Origin of the sequence: Mycoplana dimorpha (genome assembly GCF_003046475.1) — a bacterium.
Lineage (GTDB): Bacteria > Pseudomonadota > Alphaproteobacteria > Rhizobiales > Rhizobiaceae > Mycoplana > Mycoplana dimorpha.
Genome location: NZ_PZZZ01000003.1, coordinates 80,977 through 98,771, shown reverse-complemented (window position 1 = coordinate 98,771; position 17,795 = coordinate 80,977). Strand labels below are relative to the sequence as shown.

At 64.7% G+C, this 17,795-nt stretch carries 13 protein-coding genes; 5 read left to right on the top strand and 8 right to left on the bottom strand.

Features of this window, described 5'->3' with window-relative positions; all coding sequences use genetic code 11:
- Positions 1-60: 60 nt before the first annotated feature.
- Positions 61-1,275, bottom strand: a complete 1,215-nt coding sequence (locus C7449_RS07405; RefSeq protein WP_108002169.1) for a M24 family metallopeptidase — start codon at positions 1,273-1,275, stop codon at positions 61-63.
- Between the two features lie 708 nt (positions 1,276-1,983).
- Between C7449_RS07405 and C7449_RS07395 the strand changes: the two genes are divergently transcribed.
- Positions 1,984-2,361: a DUF4260 domain-containing protein gene (locus C7449_RS07395; protein WP_108002167.1), complete on the top strand. Its 378-nt coding sequence runs from the start codon at positions 1,984-1,986 to the stop codon at positions 2,359-2,361.
- A gap of 65 nt (positions 2,362-2,426) precedes the next feature.
- On the opposite strand, the gene purH is transcribed toward C7449_RS07395, so the two are convergent.
- The 4 genes from purH to htpX form a co-directional block, all read right to left on the bottom strand.
- The gene (purH, locus tag C7449_RS07390; protein ID WP_108002166.1) at positions 2,427-4,037 is read right to left on the bottom strand and encodes a bifunctional phosphoribosylaminoimidazolecarboxamide formyltransferase/IMP cyclohydrolase; all 1,611 of its coding nucleotides are present in this window, start codon (positions 4,035-4,037) and stop codon (positions 2,427-2,429) included.
- A 104-nt stretch (positions 4,038-4,141) separates the two neighbouring features.
- Positions 4,142-5,821, bottom strand: a complete 1,680-nt coding sequence (locus C7449_RS07385; protein ID WP_108002165.1) for a heparinase II/III family protein — start codon at positions 5,819-5,821, stop codon at positions 4,142-4,144.
- 134 nt (positions 5,822-5,955) lie between these two features.
- Positions 5,956-7,365 carry an RsmB/NOP family class I SAM-dependent RNA methyltransferase gene (locus tag C7449_RS07380; RefSeq protein WP_374828293.1) on the bottom strand — a complete coding sequence of 470 codons (1,410 nt, stop codon included), beginning with the start codon at positions 7,363-7,365 and terminating at the stop codon, positions 5,956-5,958.
- Positions 7,356-8,315 (bottom strand): zinc metalloprotease HtpX, encoded by a 960-nt coding sequence (htpX, locus tag C7449_RS07375; protein WP_108002163.1) that lies wholly within the window; start codon positions 8,313-8,315, stop codon positions 7,356-7,358. The genes C7449_RS07380 and htpX overlap by 10 nt, the downstream gene beginning before the upstream one ends.
- Before the next feature lie 154 nt (positions 8,316-8,469).
- Here htpX and C7449_RS07370 point away from each other — a divergent pair, with 154 nt between their 5' ends.
- Both C7449_RS07370 and C7449_RS07365 read left to right on the top strand, forming a co-directional pair.
- Positions 8,470-8,643, top strand: coding sequence for a DUF1674 domain-containing protein (locus tag C7449_RS07370; RefSeq protein ID WP_245414341.1), 174 nt, complete (start codon positions 8,470-8,472; stop codon positions 8,641-8,643).
- Positions 8,644-8,787: 144 nt separating this feature from the next.
- Entirely contained in the window at positions 8,788-9,153 is a 366-nt protein-coding gene (locus tag C7449_RS07365) for a thermonuclease family protein (RefSeq protein WP_245414314.1), read from the top strand.
- A 41-nt stretch (positions 9,154-9,194) separates the two neighbouring features.
- Here the strand turns inward: C7449_RS07365 and acs are convergent, their stop codons facing one another.
- A complete protein-coding gene (acs, locus tag C7449_RS07360) occupies positions 9,195-11,150 on the bottom strand; it encodes an acetate--CoA ligase (protein WP_108002161.1) in 1,956 nt (651 codons plus the stop codon).
- Positions 11,151-11,372: 222 nt separating this feature from the next.
- On the opposite strand from acs, the gene C7449_RS07355 reads away from it, so the two are divergent.
- Positions 11,373-12,074 carry a DUF1013 domain-containing protein gene (locus tag C7449_RS07355; RefSeq protein ID WP_108002160.1) on the top strand — a complete coding sequence of 234 codons (702 nt, stop codon included), beginning with the start codon at positions 11,373-11,375 and terminating at the stop codon, positions 12,072-12,074.
- A gap of 172 nt (positions 12,075-12,246) precedes the next feature.
- On the opposite strand, the gene C7449_RS07350 is transcribed toward C7449_RS07355, so the two are convergent.
- Both C7449_RS07350 and C7449_RS07345 read right to left on the bottom strand, forming a co-directional pair.
- Positions 12,247-14,154, bottom strand: coding sequence for a propionyl-CoA synthetase (locus C7449_RS07350; RefSeq protein WP_108002648.1), 1,908 nt, complete (start codon positions 14,152-14,154; stop codon positions 12,247-12,249).
- Positions 14,155-14,303: 149 nt separating this feature from the next.
- Positions 14,304-14,963, bottom strand: a complete 660-nt coding sequence (locus C7449_RS07345) for a YggS family pyridoxal phosphate-dependent enzyme (protein ID WP_108002159.1) — start codon at positions 14,961-14,963, stop codon at positions 14,304-14,306.
- A gap of 197 nt (positions 14,964-15,160) precedes the next feature.
- Between C7449_RS07345 and leuS the strand changes: the two genes are divergently transcribed.
- Positions 15,161-17,791, top strand: coding sequence for a leucine--tRNA ligase (leuS, locus tag C7449_RS07340; RefSeq protein ID WP_108002158.1), 2,631 nt, complete (start codon positions 15,161-15,163; stop codon positions 17,789-17,791).
- The last annotated feature ends 4 nt before the right edge of the window (positions 17,792-17,795 follow it).

The window sequence follows — 17,795 nt, the reverse complement described above, 5'->3', positions numbered from 1 at the left end:
GACTGCCGACAAAAAGGGCCGCCGACACCGGGCGGCCCTCCTTTTCGGCCTGAGCCGTGCTCAGTTGCGAATGACGTTGTGCTCGGGGCCGAAGGGGAAGCCGGTGATGTTCTCGGCGCCATCCTCCTTGACGATCAGGATGTCGTGCTCGCGGTAGCCGCCGGCGCCGGGCATGCCTTCGGGCAGCATCACCATCGGCTCCATCGACACCACCATGCCGGGCTCCAGCACCGTATCGATGTCCTCGCGCAGCTCCACGCCGGCTTCGCGGCCGTAATAATGGCAGAGCACGCCGAAGGAGTGGCCGTAGCCGAACGAGCGGTACTTCAGGAGATCCCACTCGCGGTACATCTCGTTGAGCTCGATGGCGATGTCCTTGCAGCGGGCGCCGGGCTTGATGAGTTCGAGACCGCGGCGATGAACGGCGACGTTCTTCTCCCAGATGTCGAGGCTGGCGTCGTCGACGTGATCGCAGAACAGCGTCCGCTCCAGCGCGGTGTAGTAGCCGAAGATCATCGGGAAGGTGTTGAGCGACAGGATGTCGCCCGACTGGACGATGCGGTTGGTCACCGGGTTGTGGGCACCGTCGGTGTTGATGCCGGACTGGAACCAGGTCCAGGTGTCCATCAATTCGACGAACGGATGCGACTTGGCGATCTCGCGGATCATCGCATTGGTGGTGGCGATCGCCACCTCATGCTCGGGCACGCCGGCCTTGACGGCGGCCACGCAGGCGGCACCGCCGACGTCGCAGACGCGGGCGCCCTCGCGGATCAGCTTCTGCTCCTCAAGCGACTTGATGGTGCGCATCCACATCGAGGGCTGGCCGACATCGACGAACTCGACGCCGGGCAGCGCCTCCTCGAGCGTGCGGCGGAAATCGAGCGTAACGTGGTCGAACTCGATGCCGATCCGCTTGGCGCCCGGGGTGAGCTGGCGGACGGCCTGGTAGAAGTTGTCGCGACGCCAGTCGGTGTAGGTGATGTTGTCGCCGAAGCTGCGGCGCCACGGCTGACCACCGTCGATGCCCGCCGAGATCGTCGTGGCGTTGTTGTGGTCGATCACCATGCCGTACTTGCGGCCGAAATAGCAGTACAGCCATCCCGAATAGTAGTTGATGCAGTGATAGGAGGTGAACAGGGCCGCATCGACCTTGTTCTCGGCCATCCATTTGCGCACGTCGTTCTGGCGGCGCGTCATCTCGGCGTCGGAGAAGGGTGAATAGTCCTTCTCGCCATTATGCCATTTCATCACGTGCAGCATGTCGTCGGTCATCGCATTCCTCCATTGCCTGGGACCTTAGATGGCGCTGACGTTAATGGGACGGCTCGCATCAGGAAAATTTATTCACCTGATGTCGTCATTTCAAAGAATTATACTGGGCATCGCACGGCTTGAGCGACTGCAAATCAGCACCGGGCGCGCCCCGCAGCGGCATCAATCGACGCAAAGCGCCGCAAATAGAAGCATTTGGCGAATAAATTTTCGCTGCAGCGTGTGACACCAGTACACTGACGGCCGGATCAATGCCTGGGAGGAGCACATGATCAGCAATATGTCGCGCTTGACGGCGCCGGCTGAGGTAATCGCTTCAGCCAGCACCGCCCGCTGGAAGCTCCTGGTCAATTACCTTGCTCGGCTGGTCGCCGCCGCGAGCACGGAGGACGGGAGAGCGGACGCAGATGCGCCGCCTGTCCCGATCTTTTGCTGCGGGATAGGACGGCCTGTTTACGTTCATCCTCCGGCAGCGCAGCAGCGTTCGCAACCTGCCGAATGACAACACCGCCGCGGCGCTGCTCGGGGCGCGCAAAACGTTGTTTCCTTGCTCAGCAGACGGGCCCTGTATTCCACAGCACCGTCGGCTGACTGAATTGCCAGAGTGAACCAAAGGGAACGGCGTTCATCCGGATCGGAGATAATGCATGCCCTTGTTTGTGACGGCGCGCCGTTTTAAGGCGACGTTACATTCTCGGGGGAAACGAAATGCACCGAGCCGTTCAATGGCAGCGGGTTGAAGGCCTGATCATATTTGTTGTTGGACTTCTGCTGTTGCGGCAGGCCAACACCGATCTGCCCTGGTGGGCTGCAGTGCTGATCTTCTTTGCCCCGGACCTCAGTTTCGCCGGATACGCCTTCGGGCCGAAGGTAGGCGCCTTCTGTTACAATGCCGTTCACGTCTACGCGTTCGGGCTGGCGTTCTTCGCTGCCGGCCTGTTGACGTCCAACCCCACCTTGTGGTCGCTCGGCGCTCTGTGGATGGCCCATTCCGGCTTCGACCGGATGCTCGGCTACGGACTGAAGGCGCAGGAGGGATTCACGTTCACCCACCTCGGACGGATCGGACAACACGCCGGCAAGTGACGGCGTGTTGAGGGTAAGGCGTCAGCAACCGGGGGCCCCGCGGCGCTCGGCGACCTGCCCCAGCCTCAGTGGCGGAAGTGGCGCATGCCGGTGAACACCATCGCGACGCCGGCGTCGTCGGCCGCGGCGATCACCTCGGCGTCACGCATCGAGCCGCCCGGCTGGATCACCGCGGTGGCGCCGGCGGCAATCGCCGACAGCAGGCCGTCGGCGAACGGCAGGAACGCTTCCGACGCAACCGCTGAACCGCGGGTCAGCGGCTCGGCCAGTCCCATCGCCTTGGCGGCCTCCTCGGCCTTCATGCCGGCGATCCGCGCCGAATCGACGCGGCTCATCTGCCCGGCACCGATGCCCGCCGACTGCCCGTCCTTGGCGTAGACGACGGCATTCGACTTGACGTGCTTGGCCACTTTGAAGGCGAACTTCATGTCCTGAAGTTCCTGCGCCGTGGGTGCGCGCTTCGTCACCACCTTCAGCTCCAGATCCTCGACCATGCCGTTGTCGCGCGTCTGCACGAGCAGGCCGCCGGAGACGGTCTTGGCGGTGATACCCGGCGTGCGCGGATCCGGCAGGCCCCCGGTCACCAGGAGGCGCACATTGGGCTTGGCGGCCATGACGGCCCGCGCCGCCTCGTCGGCGTCCGGCGCGATGATGACCTCGGTAAAGAGCTTGACGATTTCGCCGGCCGTCTCACCGTCCAGCGTCGAATTCAGGGCGATGATCCCGCCAAACGCCGAGACCGGGTCGCAGGCAAGCGCCCGCATGTAGGCTTCCTTCAGGGTCGGGGCGGTCGCCACCCCGCACGGATTGGCGTGCTTGATGATGGCGCAAGCCGGGCCATTCTCGGGACGGAACTCGGCGACGAGCTCGAAGGCCGCATCGGTGTCGTTGATGTTGTTGTAGGACAGCTGCTTGCCCTGCAGCAGCGTCGCGGTGGCGACACCCGGCCGGTTCTCGTCGGTCAGGTAGAACGCCGCCTTCTGATGCGGGTTCTCGCCATAGCGCATCTCTTCCTTCAGGACGCCGCCGACCGTGCGGTACTGCGGGACTGCAATGTCGAGGGCCTCGGCAAACCAGTTGGCGATCGCGGTGTCGTAGGCCGCGGTGCGGGCATAGGCCTTCGCAGCCAGGCGCTGGCGAAAGGCGTACGTCGTGCTGCCGTGCGCCAGTTCCTCGAGAAGGGCGGAATAGTCGGCGGGATCGGTGACGATCGTCACATAGGCATGGTTCTTGGCGGCGGCACGGATCATGGCGGGGCCGCCGATGTCGATGTTTTCGACGGTGGTCGGGTAGTCGCCGCCTTTGGCGCGCACCTCTTCGAACGGATAGAGATTGATGACGGCGAGATCGATCGGGCCGATGCCGTGCGCCTTCATCGCCTCGACGTGCTCGGCATCGTCGCGGATCGCCAGCAGGCCGCCATGAACATTTGGGTGAAGGGTCTTGACGCGACCGTCCATGATCTCGGGAAAGCCGGTCACCTCGGAGACGTCGGTGACGGGAACGCCGGCATCCGCCAGCGCCTGGTGGGTGCCGCCGGTGGAAAGAAGCCGCACACCGCGCTCTGCCAAGGCGCGCGCGAACTCGACGATCCCCGTCTTGTCGGAGACGGACAGCAGCGCGGTGCGGACCTCCACGCGATCGGGTGCGGGAATTTTCTTCGAGGCGACGGCCATGGTACTCTCCGGGAGGTGGGGGCCGGCGTCCGAGCATGCCGCCGGCGGAATGCATGGGGACCCGTTAACACACGAGCGACCCCGTGGAAACCGCCAATCCGCCCTTAGTCGCGCCGCATCAGCCACTGGACCTCGGGGATACCCGTGAGCGGCATGGTGAGGGTCAGCTGGCGGGCCGCGCGCACACCGGAGGGATCGGCGAAGAACACGTCGTCCTCCTCGACGACAACGGCGTCGAGGCAGGAGAACGTCCAGCTTTCGCCGTCGGGCGCTGCCAGCCGGACCTCGTGCTGGTTCATTGGGAAGATGCGGATCGCCGGATGGACATGGAAGCGCACCACAGCAACATCCCGTCCCCCCTTGGGCAGGGTGCCGTCCGGCCTGACGAACCGTTCCAGCCCGCGAATTTCCGTCCCCTTGGCGCTCAGGTGGATGTCACGCTCGTAAAGCAGACCGAACTTTTCGCGGTAGCCGTCATGCCGCGCCCGCAGGTCTTCGGCCCCGGTTTCTCCGGCCTGGCGGGTGATGTCGATCTCCGACACCCCGCCGAAGATAATGGGCCCAAGGAAGCGCGACGCCGACAGGCTTGCCGAGGAGGTATCGTTCAGGGTCGCCACCGAGTGGGCGGCCGTGGCGCGGGACAGCTGCCGGATTTTCTCACCGGCAAACCGCGGCATCCCGGAATTGACGAAATAACGATGCCGCCCCGAAGACATCTCAAGCGACAGGCAGCCGGCCCCCGCCGTGTTGGACAGCGGGGTGGAGAGCGGCTTGCCGGTATCGACGATGATCGTGGTTTCACCGGCGGCGAGCCTTGCATAGCCGGATTGCGGCAAGGCGCGGAACGGTGCGCCCGCCGTCTCATCGTAGCGCAGCACCGACAGAAGTTCGTTCGCCATCGTGTAGGTGGCGCCGTTGAACAGCGCCAGTTCCCCGCCCTGATGGCGGAAGAAGCGCAGGGCAGGGTAGATGCGATCGATGCACGGGATGAGGCGCTGCGGCACATCGTGGCCGAGATTGACATAGGTCTGACGCAGCGGCAGCAGGTCGAAGAGCAGATCCAGGCCGACGCGGGGATTGCGGGAGACGTGACCGCCGTCTGCAAGGATCTGCCTGTCGAGTTCGCGATCGAGGTGCCGCGCCGCCCGCCTGATGGCCGCATTGGAGTGCGGCATGGCGATCGAGGCCATGGCCAGGGCGATGCGCGCCTGCAGGCGCGGCTCGCCGTCACGGATGACATCAGCGATGTGGCGCAGGTACCGCACCTGGAAGGCGAGGCTCTTGAGGAATCGGCGATAGAAGCGGTAGTCGGCGTCGCGCAGCACGACCGGTGAGTGCGACAACCAGGCGATAATTCGCTGGGCGATGACCTCCGGGTGCCAGGCCAGGCCGGCGATGACGCGCCCATGCGTCTGCATCCAGTCGTCGATGACCGTGCGCACGACAGCGGAAGCGACGTCCTTTTCGGCCATGCGCATGTGGCGAAGCCAGCCGAAGCAATGGAGCCGACGCGCGAATTCCTCGGATGGCAGGTCGAGCGCGAAGGGAGACTCGCCTTCGCAATCCAGCATCCGCCCCGCCAGCGGAAACCGGCCGGCGATTATTTCCTCGGCGGTGAAGGCGTCGGCTGGCCGCAGATCGGTGGGCGCAACCACCAGCCGGTCTGGCGTGCGGCCGGCAAAACGCAGAGCGCTGACACGACCGACAGCCAAACGCTGCGAAAAGCGCCTCCACGCCTCGGATGCGTAAAGGCAGGCAAGCCTGTGCCGGTCTGAAAGCCGCATTGTTAACAAACTCTTTCCCCGCCTGCACCATTGGTAGGCACAGGATGCAATGGCGTCAATTCACCCGCCGATGCACGTTGTTGATGAGGGCGGGCCGCAAGAGGCGGTTTAGGCCAAGATGGCAGCGGCGCCGATCAGTCCGCCCGCCGCAGCAGCACGGCGTAAAAGCCGTCCAGTCCGCCTGCGGTGGCACCGTGGCCCGGCAGCATGGCCGGCGTCGTGCGAATTTCGCCGAGCGGCGAGACAGCCTCTCCCAGGCCGGGCCACCGCTGCGGATCGATCGCGACCCGCGACCAGCCGAAAACGTCGGCTAGCACCCGTGCGGTGACCTCCTCGCCCTCCAGCGGGTCCAGCGAGCAGTTCGAGAACACCAGGTGACCGCCCGGCCGGACCAGTGTCATCGCATGACGGAGCATTCTCTCTTGCAGTCCGGCGAGCTTCGCGATGTCCTGTGGTCCCTTCGTCCACAATACGTCGGGATGGCGGCGGATCGTTCCCGTCGAGGAGCAGGGGGCGTCGAGCAGCACGGCATCGAACGGGGTCTCGGGCTGGAAATCCAGAAGGTTGGCCTCGACGGTTTGGACCGGCAGGGAAAGGCGGGCGAGGTTTGCCTGCAACCGCTTCAGGCGGCTTGTCGACTGGTCGATCGCCGTGACGTCGGCGCCGGCCAGCGCCAGCTGCGCCGTCTTGCCGCCCGGCGCGGCACAAAGATCGGCGACCCGCTGCCCGGCAAGCTCGGGAAACAAACCTGCGGGAATCGCGGCCGCGGCATCCTGCACCCACCATTCGCCTTCGGCGAAGCCGGCCAGTTCCGGGATCCTGCCGGAGAACGCCGCAAGCCGCACCGATCCGGTCGGCAGCACAAGCCCGCCGAGCCGGTCGGCCCAGCCCTCCGGGTCTGACCTGACAGTGAGGTCAATTGCCGCCGGCTCGAGCAGCGAATCGGCGATCCGCCGCGCGTGCTCATCGCCGTAGACCTGCACCAGCCGATTGAAGAACCAGGATGGGACGACCGGGATGGCATGCGTCGCGGTCAGGTGCGCCACCTTCTCGCGAGCCAGGCGACGGAGCACTGCATTGACCAGATTGGCGAAGCGTCGGCTGCGCGGATCGGCGCGCGCCTGTTCCACTGCGAGATCGACAGCGGAATGGTCCGGCACGTCCAGGTAGAGAATCTGGGCTGCCGCCACCGTAAGCACGTGATAGAGCGAGCGGGCGCCCTCCGGCAGCGGCGTCTCCACGAGCGAATCAATGATCGCCTGAATACGGGGCAGGTGGCGCAGGGCCGTATTGAGGACAGCGCGCACCAGGGCCCGATCCGACTCGCTGAGCGCCCGATAGGCGGGATTGCCGTGCTCGACGTCGAGCATGCCGTCGAGCGGGGTCTGCCGATCGACGACAGCAGCGAGAAGCTTGGCCGCCGCTTGCCGGGATTGCAGCCCAGGCTTCTCCGCTCTGGGGTCCGCACTGGAGCCGCTTGCACGGGGCGCCGGCCTTTGTTTCGGATGCGATTCGTTTCGGCTGCGCTCGGATGTCAAGACCAGGGACCTTTCGGTGGCTGCGAACCACCGCGTCCCCAGCCGGTTGTCGGAACGGAACGCGATTTGCGTGCCGGCTTAGCAGCCGCGACCGGGCCCGTCGAGGTCTGGCGCATGTCCGTAGCCATCGCCTCGAGGGCAGCGATCCGGTTTTCGGTGTCCGGATGGGTCGAAAACAGGTTGTCCATCCGCGCCCCCGACAGCGGATTGATGATGAACATGTGCGCCGTCGCCGGGTTGTGCTCGGCCTCTTCGTTGGGAATGCGGCCGGCTGCGATCGCGATCTTCCGCAACGCCGAAGAGAGCCACAGCGGATTGCCGCAGATCTCTGCGCCCCGGCGGTCGGCGGAATATTCGCGTGTCCGGCTGATCGCCATCTGCACCAGCATGGCGGCGAGAGGCGCGACGATCATGGCGACCAGCATGCCCACGAAGCCGAGCGGATTGTTGTTCTCGCGGTTGCCGCCGAAGAATAAGGCAAAGTTGGCCAGCATCGAAATGGCGCCGGCAATGGTCGCCGTCACCGTCATCGTCAGCGTGTCACGGTTCTGGACATGGGCGAGTTCGTGGGCCATCACGCCGGCCACCTCCTCGTAGGAAAGCGCTTGCAGGAGGCCGGTCGAGGCGGCAACGGCGGCATTTTCCGGATTGCGTCCCGTCGCGAAGGCGTTCGGCTGGGCGCTGTCGATGACAAAGACGCGCGGCATCGGCAGGCCGGCACGTTGCGCGAGATCGCGAACGATTCCGTAATATTCCGGGGCGCTGCGTTCATCGACCTCCTGGGCGCCATACATCGACAGCACCATCTTGTCGGCATTCCAATAGGAGAAGAGGTTGGTGGCGGCGGCAATCAACAGCGCGATCATCATGCCGCTTTTGCCGCCGATCAGAAAACCGACGGCCATGAAGAGCGCTGTCAGGAAGGCCAGCAGCATTGCCGTTCGGACGAGATTCATGGGAAGCCTCCAACTGTACCGGTGCGGCGATGTTTCACGTGAATCAGCGCTTTGCCGGTGGTGATCTTGCGCCTATATGATGGGAAAGACGAAGGCTCAGTTCAATATGGACAAGACTTTGGACAAAATCTTGCAGAGCGACAACGACAACGCGATGGGAAGCGGCCGCGTCCTTCCCCCGGCTGCGGTCCGGGCACTTGAGGAGGCCGCGGCGCGACGTGCGGCCGAAACGCAGCAGCCGCTCCCGCGTGAGATCGGCGGGCGGGGAGGACTCGACCCGGCGCGCTTCGGTGACTGGGAGATCAAGGGCCGGGCAATCGATTTCTAAGATTAGTTTCCCATTGCCAGCGGCATGAATGCGGAATATATTCCTTTCATGCACATGTTCGCTCCCTGCTTTGTTGCTGCCCTTGGCGTAGTCTTTCCGGTCGCCGTTGCGAAAGCCGCTGACCGCCATCGCGTTTTCGGCCCCGTGGCCGCGGAAGTGCTCCGCATTGTCGACGGCGACACGCTGCTGGTGTCGGCGCGGCCATGGCCGCAACAGACTGTCGAGGTTTTTGTCCGCCTGCGCGGCATCGACGCGCCGGAAATGAAGGCCAGGTGCAGGCAGGAGCGTGAGGCCGCCACTGCGGCGCGGGACCGGCTGGTACGATTGGCCGGCGAAGGGACGTCGCTGCTGCTGACGAACGTAACGGGCGACAAATATTTTGGTCGCGTCGTTGCCGACGTCGAGTTGCCGGACGGCTCCAATCCGGCTCACGACCTCATCGCCGCCGGGCTGGCGCTGCCGTATGACGGCGGCCGCAAGACGTCGCCGCGCTGCGGCGACGCTCCCTGAGGGGTAGGTGAGGGGTCAAGTCAGCCCCACGAAACTTGCATTCAGACCGCAGCCTTGTTCTGGCGGTTGGCGATCAGATCATCGACAACCGCCGGATCGGCAAGCGTCGAGGTGTCGCCCAGCGCCCCGAAGTCATCCTCGGCGATCTTGCGCAGGATACGGCGCATGATCTTGCCGGATCTGGTCTTCGGCAGACCCGGTGCGAACTGGATCTTGTCCGGCGTAGCGATCGGTCCGATCTCCTTGCGCACGTGCTTGATGAGGTCCTGGCGCAGCGCGTCCGTACCATCCTGGCCGGCCATGAGCGAAACGTAGCAGTAGATGCCCTGTCCCTTGAGGCTGTGCGGGTATCCCACGACCGCGGCCTCGGATACGAGGTGGTGGGAAACGAGCGCCGATTCCACCTCCGCCGTGCCGAGGCGGTGGCCCGATACGTTGAGCACGTCGTCGACGCGGCCGGTGATCCAGTAGAAGCCGTCCTCATCCCGGCGGCAGCCATCACCGGTGAAATACTTGCCCTTGTAGGTGGAAAAATAGGTCTGAATGAAGCGCTGGTGGTCGCCGTAGACAGTCCGCATCTGACCCGGCCAGCTGTCGGCGATGCAGAGATTGCCGTCGGCCGCTCCCTGGAGCACGTTGCCGTCGGCGTCGACGAGCTCGGGCTTGACGCCGAAGAACGGCCGAGTCGCCGACCCCGGCTTCAACTCGGTGGCGCCCGGAAGCGGCGTGATCATGATGCCGCCGGTTTCGGTCTGCCACCAGGTATCGACGATCGGGCAGCGGCCCTCGCCGACGACGTGGTAGTACCATTCCCACGCCTCGGGATTGATCGGCTCCCCGACGGAGCCGAGCAGGCGCAGCGATGAACGCGAGGAGCGCTGAACGAAGGCGTCCCCGGCCCCCATCAGCGCACGGATCGCCGTCGGCGCAGTGTAGAAGATATTGACCTTGTGCTTGTCGACCACCTCCCAGAACCGCCCGGCATCCGGGAAGTTCGGCACGCCCTCGAACATGAGCGTCGTCGCCCGGTTCGCCAGCGGCCCGTAGACGATGTAGGAATGGCCGGTGACCCAGCCGACGTCGGCCGTGCACCAGTAGATATCGCCATCCTGATAATCGAAGACGTATTTGTGCGTCATCGAGGCATAGACGAGATAGCCGCCGGTGGTGTGCAGAACACCCTTCGGCTTGCCGGTGGAACCGGAGGTGTAGAGGATGAAGAGCGGGTCTTCCGCCTTCATCTTCGCCGGCGGGCAGTCGCGCGCAACGCTTGCGACCTCCTCGTGATACCAGAGGTCGCGGCCAGGGGCCCAAGCGGTCTTGCCCCCGGTGCGGCGGACAACCAGCACCTTGTTGACGATGACATACTGCTTGGCCGCGATGTCGATGGCCGTGTCGGTGTTCTCCTTCAGCGGTATCGGCTTGCCACCGCGCACGCCTTCGTCGCAGGTGATGACGAAGGTCGACTGGCAGTCGACGATGCGACCGGCGAGCGCATCCGGTGAAAAACCGCCGAAGACGACCGAATGGATCGCGCCGATGCGGGCGCAGGCGAGCATCGCGTAGGTCGCCTCCGGGATCATCGGCATGTAGATGGTGACGCGGTCGCCCTTCTTGACACCGTGCTTCTTCATCACGTTGGCCAGCCGGCAGACGTACTCGTGGAGTTCGTTGTAGGTGATTTTCTTGTCGATGTAGGGGTTGTCGCCCTCCCAGATGATCGCCACCTGGTCGCCGTGGGTCTTCAAGTGCCGGTCGATGCAGTTGTAGGACACATTGGTGATGCCGTCCTCGAACCACTTGATGGAGACCTTGCCGGAAAACGACGTGTTCTTGACCTTGGTATAAGGCTTGAACCAGTCGATCCGCATGCCGTGCTTGTCCCAGAAGCGTTCGGGGTTATCGACGCTCTCGCGATACCATTTCAGATAGGTATCGTTGTCGATCAGCGCCCGATTTTTCGCGGATTTCAGGACCGGATAGGTCTTGGCAGACATGAAATTCTCCTCAGCGCAGATGGTCGGGTCAACTCCTCCGACCCGTCGATTTCGCCATTCATATCAGGTCAAGGCCTTACGGCAATTAGACAAAGGTCATTTGTCACTTGAAGAATTGCATTTCCGCGACAGCAGCGTTATAGAGGTGCACAATTCCCGGAAATCAGTGGTTATACCCCACGGCCCGCGACACCGGCGCGGACGCACAGAAGGATTGTATCCATGGCCCAACAACTGCTCATGCCAAAGGCGACTGCCGTCTGGCTGGTCGACAACACGGCGCTGTCGTTCGACCAGATCGCCCAGTTCTGCAAGCTGCACCCGCTTGAGGTCAAGGCGATTGCCGACGGCGAATCGGCCCAAGGCATCAAGGGTCTCGACCCGATCGCCACCGGCCAGCTCTCCCGCGACGAGATCGCCCGCGCCGAAGCAAACCCCAACCACAAGCTGAAGCTTTCCGAGCCAAAGGTGCGCGTACCGGAATCCAAGCGCAAGGGCCCGCGCTACACACCGGTCTCCAAGCGCCAGGACCGGCCGAACGCCATTCTCTGGCTGGTTCGCAACCACCCGGAACTGAAGGACGCGCAGATTTCGCGCCTCGTCGGCACGACCAAGTCGACGATCGAGCAGATCCGTGAGCGCACCCACTGGAACTCCGCCAACCTGACGCCGATGGACCCGGTCACGCTCGGCCTGTGCTCGCAGATCGACCTCGACCTCGAGGTCGAGCGCGCTTCCAAGGGGCGGCCGCTGCCGACCGCAGCCGAGGTCGGCGCCACCCTGGCATCCGCGCAGGAGACCGAGAAGCTCCCCTACGAAAGCCACGAGCGCGAGGAGGAGAAGGAAATCGACGCCGAGGCGGTCTTCGCCAAACTCAAGTCGCTGAAGTCGACGCGCCAGGAAGACGAAGACGACAACTTCTGAGCGGCGCGCGCCTCAATGCCACTCAAGCCCGGCCGTTTCTCCGACGGCCGGGCTTTTTGTTTGCCGCCGCTGAGATGACCCAGAGAGCGGCTTTGCCCTGAAGCCGGATCGGCCCTGGTCCGCAATCAGGTTCTTTTTCCTGCAACCGCCACCCGCTTCCGGGCGATGTGCGTCAAATGCCAATACCCCGCGCCTGCAGCGCCTCGCGGATTTCGTCGAGGATCGTCGGATCGTCGATCGTTGCGGGCATTTTCCACGCCTCGCGGTCCGCGATCTTCTGCATCGTCCCGCGCAGGATCTTTCCGGAACGGGTTTTCGGCAGCCGCTTGACGCAGACAACCGTCTTGAACGCCGCCACCGGGCCGATCCGCTCCCGGACGAGCGTCACCACCTCCTGCTCGATTAACGATGATTCACGTGAAACACCGCTGTTGAGCACGAGGAAGCCGGCCGGGATCTGGCCCTTCACGGTGTCGGCGATGCCCACCACCGCACATTCGGCGACGTCGGGATGGCTGGCGCAGACCTCCTCCATCGCGCCGGTCGAAAGGCGATGGCCGGCCACGTTGATGATGTCGTCGGTCCTCGCCATGATGAAGACGTATCCGTCCTCGTCGATATAGCCGGCATCGGCGGTCTTGTAGTAGCCCGGGAATTCAGCAAGGCAGGTGGTGTGGAACCGCTCGTCGGCGTTCCAGAAGGTTGGCAGGCAACCTGGGGGGAGGGGGAGCCTGACGACAATGTTGCCGAGCGTGCCGGGGCCGACCGGATGACCGGCGTCGTCGACCACATCGATGTGATAGCCGGGCAGCGGCACTGACGGTGACCCGTGTTTGACGGGCAGCAGGCCAAGCCCGAGCGGATTGCCGGCCATCGGCCAGCCGGTCTCCGTCTGCCACCAGTGATCGATCACCGGAATCCCGAGCACCCGCTCGGCCCATTGCAGCGTATCGGGATCGGCGCGCTCGCCGGCCAGGAACAGGCAGCGCAGGGAGGACAGGTCGTAGCCGGCGACCAGCGCGCCTTCCGGATCTTCCCGCCGGATCGCCCGAAATGCGGTCGGGGCCGTGAACATCACCCGCACGCCATGCTCCTGAACCACCCGCCAGCAGGCCCCCGCATCCGGCGTGCCGACCGGCTTGCCCTCGTAGAGCACTGTGGTGCTGCCGTTCAGAAGCGGCCCATAGACGATATAGGAATGACCGACCACCCAGCCGATGTCGGAGGCGGTCCAGAACACCTCGCCCGGCGCGACGCCGTAGAAGTGCTTCATGCTCCAGGCGAGCGCCACCATGTACCCGCCATTGTCGCGCAGCACGCCCTTCGGCTGACCGGTCGTGCCGGATGTGTAGAGGATGTAGAGCGGGTCGGTTGCCGGCAGCGGAACGCAGGACACCGGCCGTCCGGCCCGCTTTGCCGCGGCGACTGACAGGGCAAAATCGACGTCGCGCTCGCCGGACAACGGCGCCTCCAGTTCGGGCCGCTGCAGGATCAGGCAGTGCTCGGGCTTGTGGACGGCAAGATCGATCGCGGCATCGAGCAGCGGCTTGTAGGCGACGATGCGGCCGGGCTCGATGCCGCAGCTGGCCGCCACGACCACCTTCGCCTTGCAGTCCTCGATCCGGGTCGCCAGCTCGTGCGCCGCAAAACCGCCGAAGACCACCGAGTGGACGGCACCGAGGCGGGCGCAGGCCAGCATGGCGAAGACCGCTTCGGGCACCATCGGCATATAGATGATCACCCGATCGCCGCGGCCCACGCCGAGATCGGCGAGCACGGCTGCGACCGCTTCGACTTCCGTCAGCATCTCCCGGTAGGTGAAGCGCTGCTTCCGGCCGGTGACCGGGCTATCATAGATGAGGGCTGTCTGTTCGCCGCGGCCGCCCGCAACGTGGCGGTCCAGGCAGTTGTAGCAGGTGTTGGTCTCCCCATCCGGAAACCAGTGCCCGTAGACGCCGCGCTGGCCATCAAAGGCGATATCGGGCGCCTTGAACCAGTCGATCGCAGCCGCCGCCTCCGACCAGAAGACCGACGGTTCGGACTTCCATCGCGCGTACACGGCCGCGTAGGTGCTTGCCATGATCTGTACCTCCCGAATTCCCATGGCCGTCGCTGACGGCCGTCTCCGGAAGCAACAATAGGAAACGCCGTCCCGGCAGGGAAGCCAGACCAACGGACTAGGCAAAAAAAGGGTGCGGCGATCCGGCCGGTCCGCGGCCAGCTGCCGCCTCAGCGGGCTCCGAAGATCGCCGATCCGACGCGCACGCTCGTCGCCCCGAATGCAATGGCAGTCTCGTAATCGCCGGACATGCCCATAGACAGGCGCGCGAGCCCGGCCCTTCCGGCGAGCTTCGAAAGAAGGGCGAAATGCGGACCGGGGTTCTCGTCTGCTGGCGGGATGCACATCAGGCCCTCGATCTCCAGCCCGAGCTGATTGCGGCAGAAATCGACGAACGCGGCCGTATCATCCGGTGCGATCCCCGCCTTTTGCGGCTCAAGCCCGGTGTTGACCTGCACATAGAGCCGGGGCCGCCGTCCTTGCCGCTGCATCTCCGCCGCGATCGCCCTGGCGATCTTCTCGCGATCGACGGTCTCGATCACGTCGAACAGCGCGACGGCATCGGCCGCCTTGTTCGACTGCAGGGGACCGATCAGATGCAGTTCGAGGCCCGGCGTCTCGGCCCGCAGTTCCGGCCATTTGCCCTGGGCCTCCTGCACGCGGTTCTCGCCGAAGACGCGCTGGCCCGCGGCGATCGCGGGGCGGATAGCCTCCGCCCCGAAGGTCTTGGACACCGCCACCAGCACCACTGCATCCGGTGCACGACCGGCTGCCACGGATGCCGCGCCGATCCGGTCGCGAACCTCGTGCAGACGCTCTTCCAGTTCCATGCCGACCTCCGTTGCCTGATCCTGCCCCGGACGTAGCGAAATCGCCCTCGCTTGCCAAGTCCGCCGGCCTGCCGCGTACGGTTTGCGCCGGTCGCGGCAGCGCGGAAACCTTGACGCTATGGCGGTTTCATGGTGAAGGTCTCGCCACAAATTCGCATGGGCTTTGCCCGATCAGCTTATCCGGAAACATCGACGACATGGCTACCGAACGTTACAACCCGCGCGATGCGGAGCCCCGCTGGCAGGCAAGGTGGAACGACGAGAACGTCTTCCTGACCAAAAACGACGACCCGCGCGAAAAGTACTACGTGCTGGAGATGTTTCCCTATCCGTCGGGGCGCATCCACATGGGTCACGTCCGCAACTATGCCATGGGCGACGTGGTGGCGCGCTACAAGCGGGCCCGCGGCTTCAACGTGCTGCATCCGATGGGTTGGGATGCGTTTGGCATGCCGGCCGAGAACGCGGCGATGGAGCGTGGCGTCCATCCGGCCGCTTGGACCTACCAGAACATCGCGTCCATGCGGGCGCAACTAAAGGCGATGGGCCTGTCGCTCGACTGGTCGCGCGAGTTCGCCACCTGTGACGTTGCCTACTACCAGCAACAGCAGCGCCTGTTCCTCGATTTCCTGGAGAAGGGGCTGGTCTATCGCAAGCAGTCGAAGGTCAACTGGGACCCGGTGGACAACACCGTGCTCGCCAACGAGCAGGTGATCGACGGCCGCGGCTGGCGCTCCGGCGCGCTCGTCGAGCAGCGCGAACTGACGCAATGGTTCTTCAAGATCACCGATTTCTCCGACGACCTGCTCAAGGCGCTGGACGAGCTCGACCAGTGGCCGGAGAAGGTTCGGCTCATGCAGAAGAACTGGATCGGCCGCTCCGAAGGCATGCTAATCCGCTGGGAGATAACCGAGCGGGCCGGCCTGACGGATGCCGGCGAAGTCAGCGTTTATACCACCCGCCCCGACACGCTGTTTGGCGCCTCGTTCTTGGCGATCTCCGCCGACCACCCGATCGCCAGGGATGCGGCGGCGCAGAACGCCGCCATCGCGGCCTTCTGCGATGAATGTCGCCACGCTGGAACCTCGCTGGCCGCGCTCGAGACGGCCGAGAAGAAGGGCATCGACACCGGCATCCGCGTCCGCCACCCGCTCGACGATAGCTGGGAGCTGCCGGTCTATGTCGCCAACTTCGTGCTGATGGACTACGGCACCGGCGCCATCTTCGGCTGCCCATCCGGCGACCAGCGCGACCTCGATTTTGCCCGCAAGTACGACCTGCCGGTCGTGCCGGTCGTCATGCCCGAGGACGGGGACGCTTCGACGTTCACGATCAGTGACGAGGCCTATGTCGACGATGGCGTGATGATCAATTCGCGTTTTCTGGACGGCCTGACCACCGAAGCCGCATTCGAGGCGGTGGCGAGCAGGTTGACGCAGACGATGCTCGGCAACGCGCCGCAGGGTGAGCGCAAGGTGAATTTCCGGCTGCGCGACTGGGGCATTTCCCGCCAGCGCTACTGGGGCTGCCCGATACCGGTGATCCATTGCGATGACTGCGGCGTCGTTCCGGTTCCGAAGGCCGACCTGCCGGTCAAGCTGCCGGACGACGTCACCTTCGACAGTCCCGGCAACCCGCTGGACCGTCACCCCACCTGGCGGCATGTCGCTTGCCCGCAATGCGGCAAGGATGCGCGGCGCGAGACCGACACGATGGACACGTTCGTCGATTCATCCTGGTACTTCGCCCGCTTCACCGCGCCGTGGGAGAGCCGGCCGACCGACCCTGCCGCCGCCGACGCCTGGCTGCCGGTCGACCAGTATATCGGCGGCATCGAGCACGCCATCCTGCACCTGCTCTACTCACGCTTCTTCACCCGTGCCATGCAGGTCGCCGGCCACCTCGACGTGAAGGAGCCCTTCAAGGGGCTGTTCACCCAGGGCATGGTCGTGCACGAGACCTACAGCCGCGGCGAGGGAGCCAAGCGCGAGTGGGTGACGCCGGCGGAGATCCGCATCGAAGAGGTCGACGGCAAGCGGCACGCTGTACACATCGAATCCGGCGAAGAGATCTCGATCGGCTCGATCGAGAAGATGTCGAAGTCGAAGAAGAACGTCGTCGACCCGGACGACATCATCGCCTCCTATGGGGCCGACACGGCACGCTTCTTCGTGCTCTCCGATTCGCCGCCGGACCGTGACGTCATCTGGTCGGAAGCCGGGGTGGAGGGGGCGCATCGGTTCGTCCAGCGTATCTGGCGTCTCGTCTCCGAAGCAGCCGCCGTGCTGAAGACGGTACCGTCGCGGCCCGGCACCGATGGCGAAGCGCTGGCCATTTCCCGGACGGCCCACAGGACGCTCAAGGCAATTCAGGCCGATTACGACAAGCTGGCCTTCAACAAGGCGGTTGCCCGCATCTACGAACTCGTCAACGCGATCGCCGCCCCGCTTGCCGCCGCCGGCGAGGGCAAGATACAAGCCGACATGGCCGCGGCCCTGCGCAACGCTGTCGAAATCGTGGTCGCGGTGATCGCTCCGATCATGCCGCACCTGGCCGAGGAGTGCTGGCAGGCGATCGGCGGCGGCGATCTCGTCGCACGAACCGCGTGGCCGGCCTACGACGAGACCTTGGTCGCCGAGAATGAGGTGACCCTTCCGGTGCAGATCAATGGCAAGAAGCGGGCCGATTTGACAATTGCGCGCGACGCGGATCAGATGGCGATCGAATCGGCCGTTCTGGCCCTTGAACAGGTGCAGGCGGCGCTAGCCGGCAAGACCCCAAGGAAGATCATTGTCGTTCCGCAGAGGATCGTGAATGTTGTTGTGTGACGGA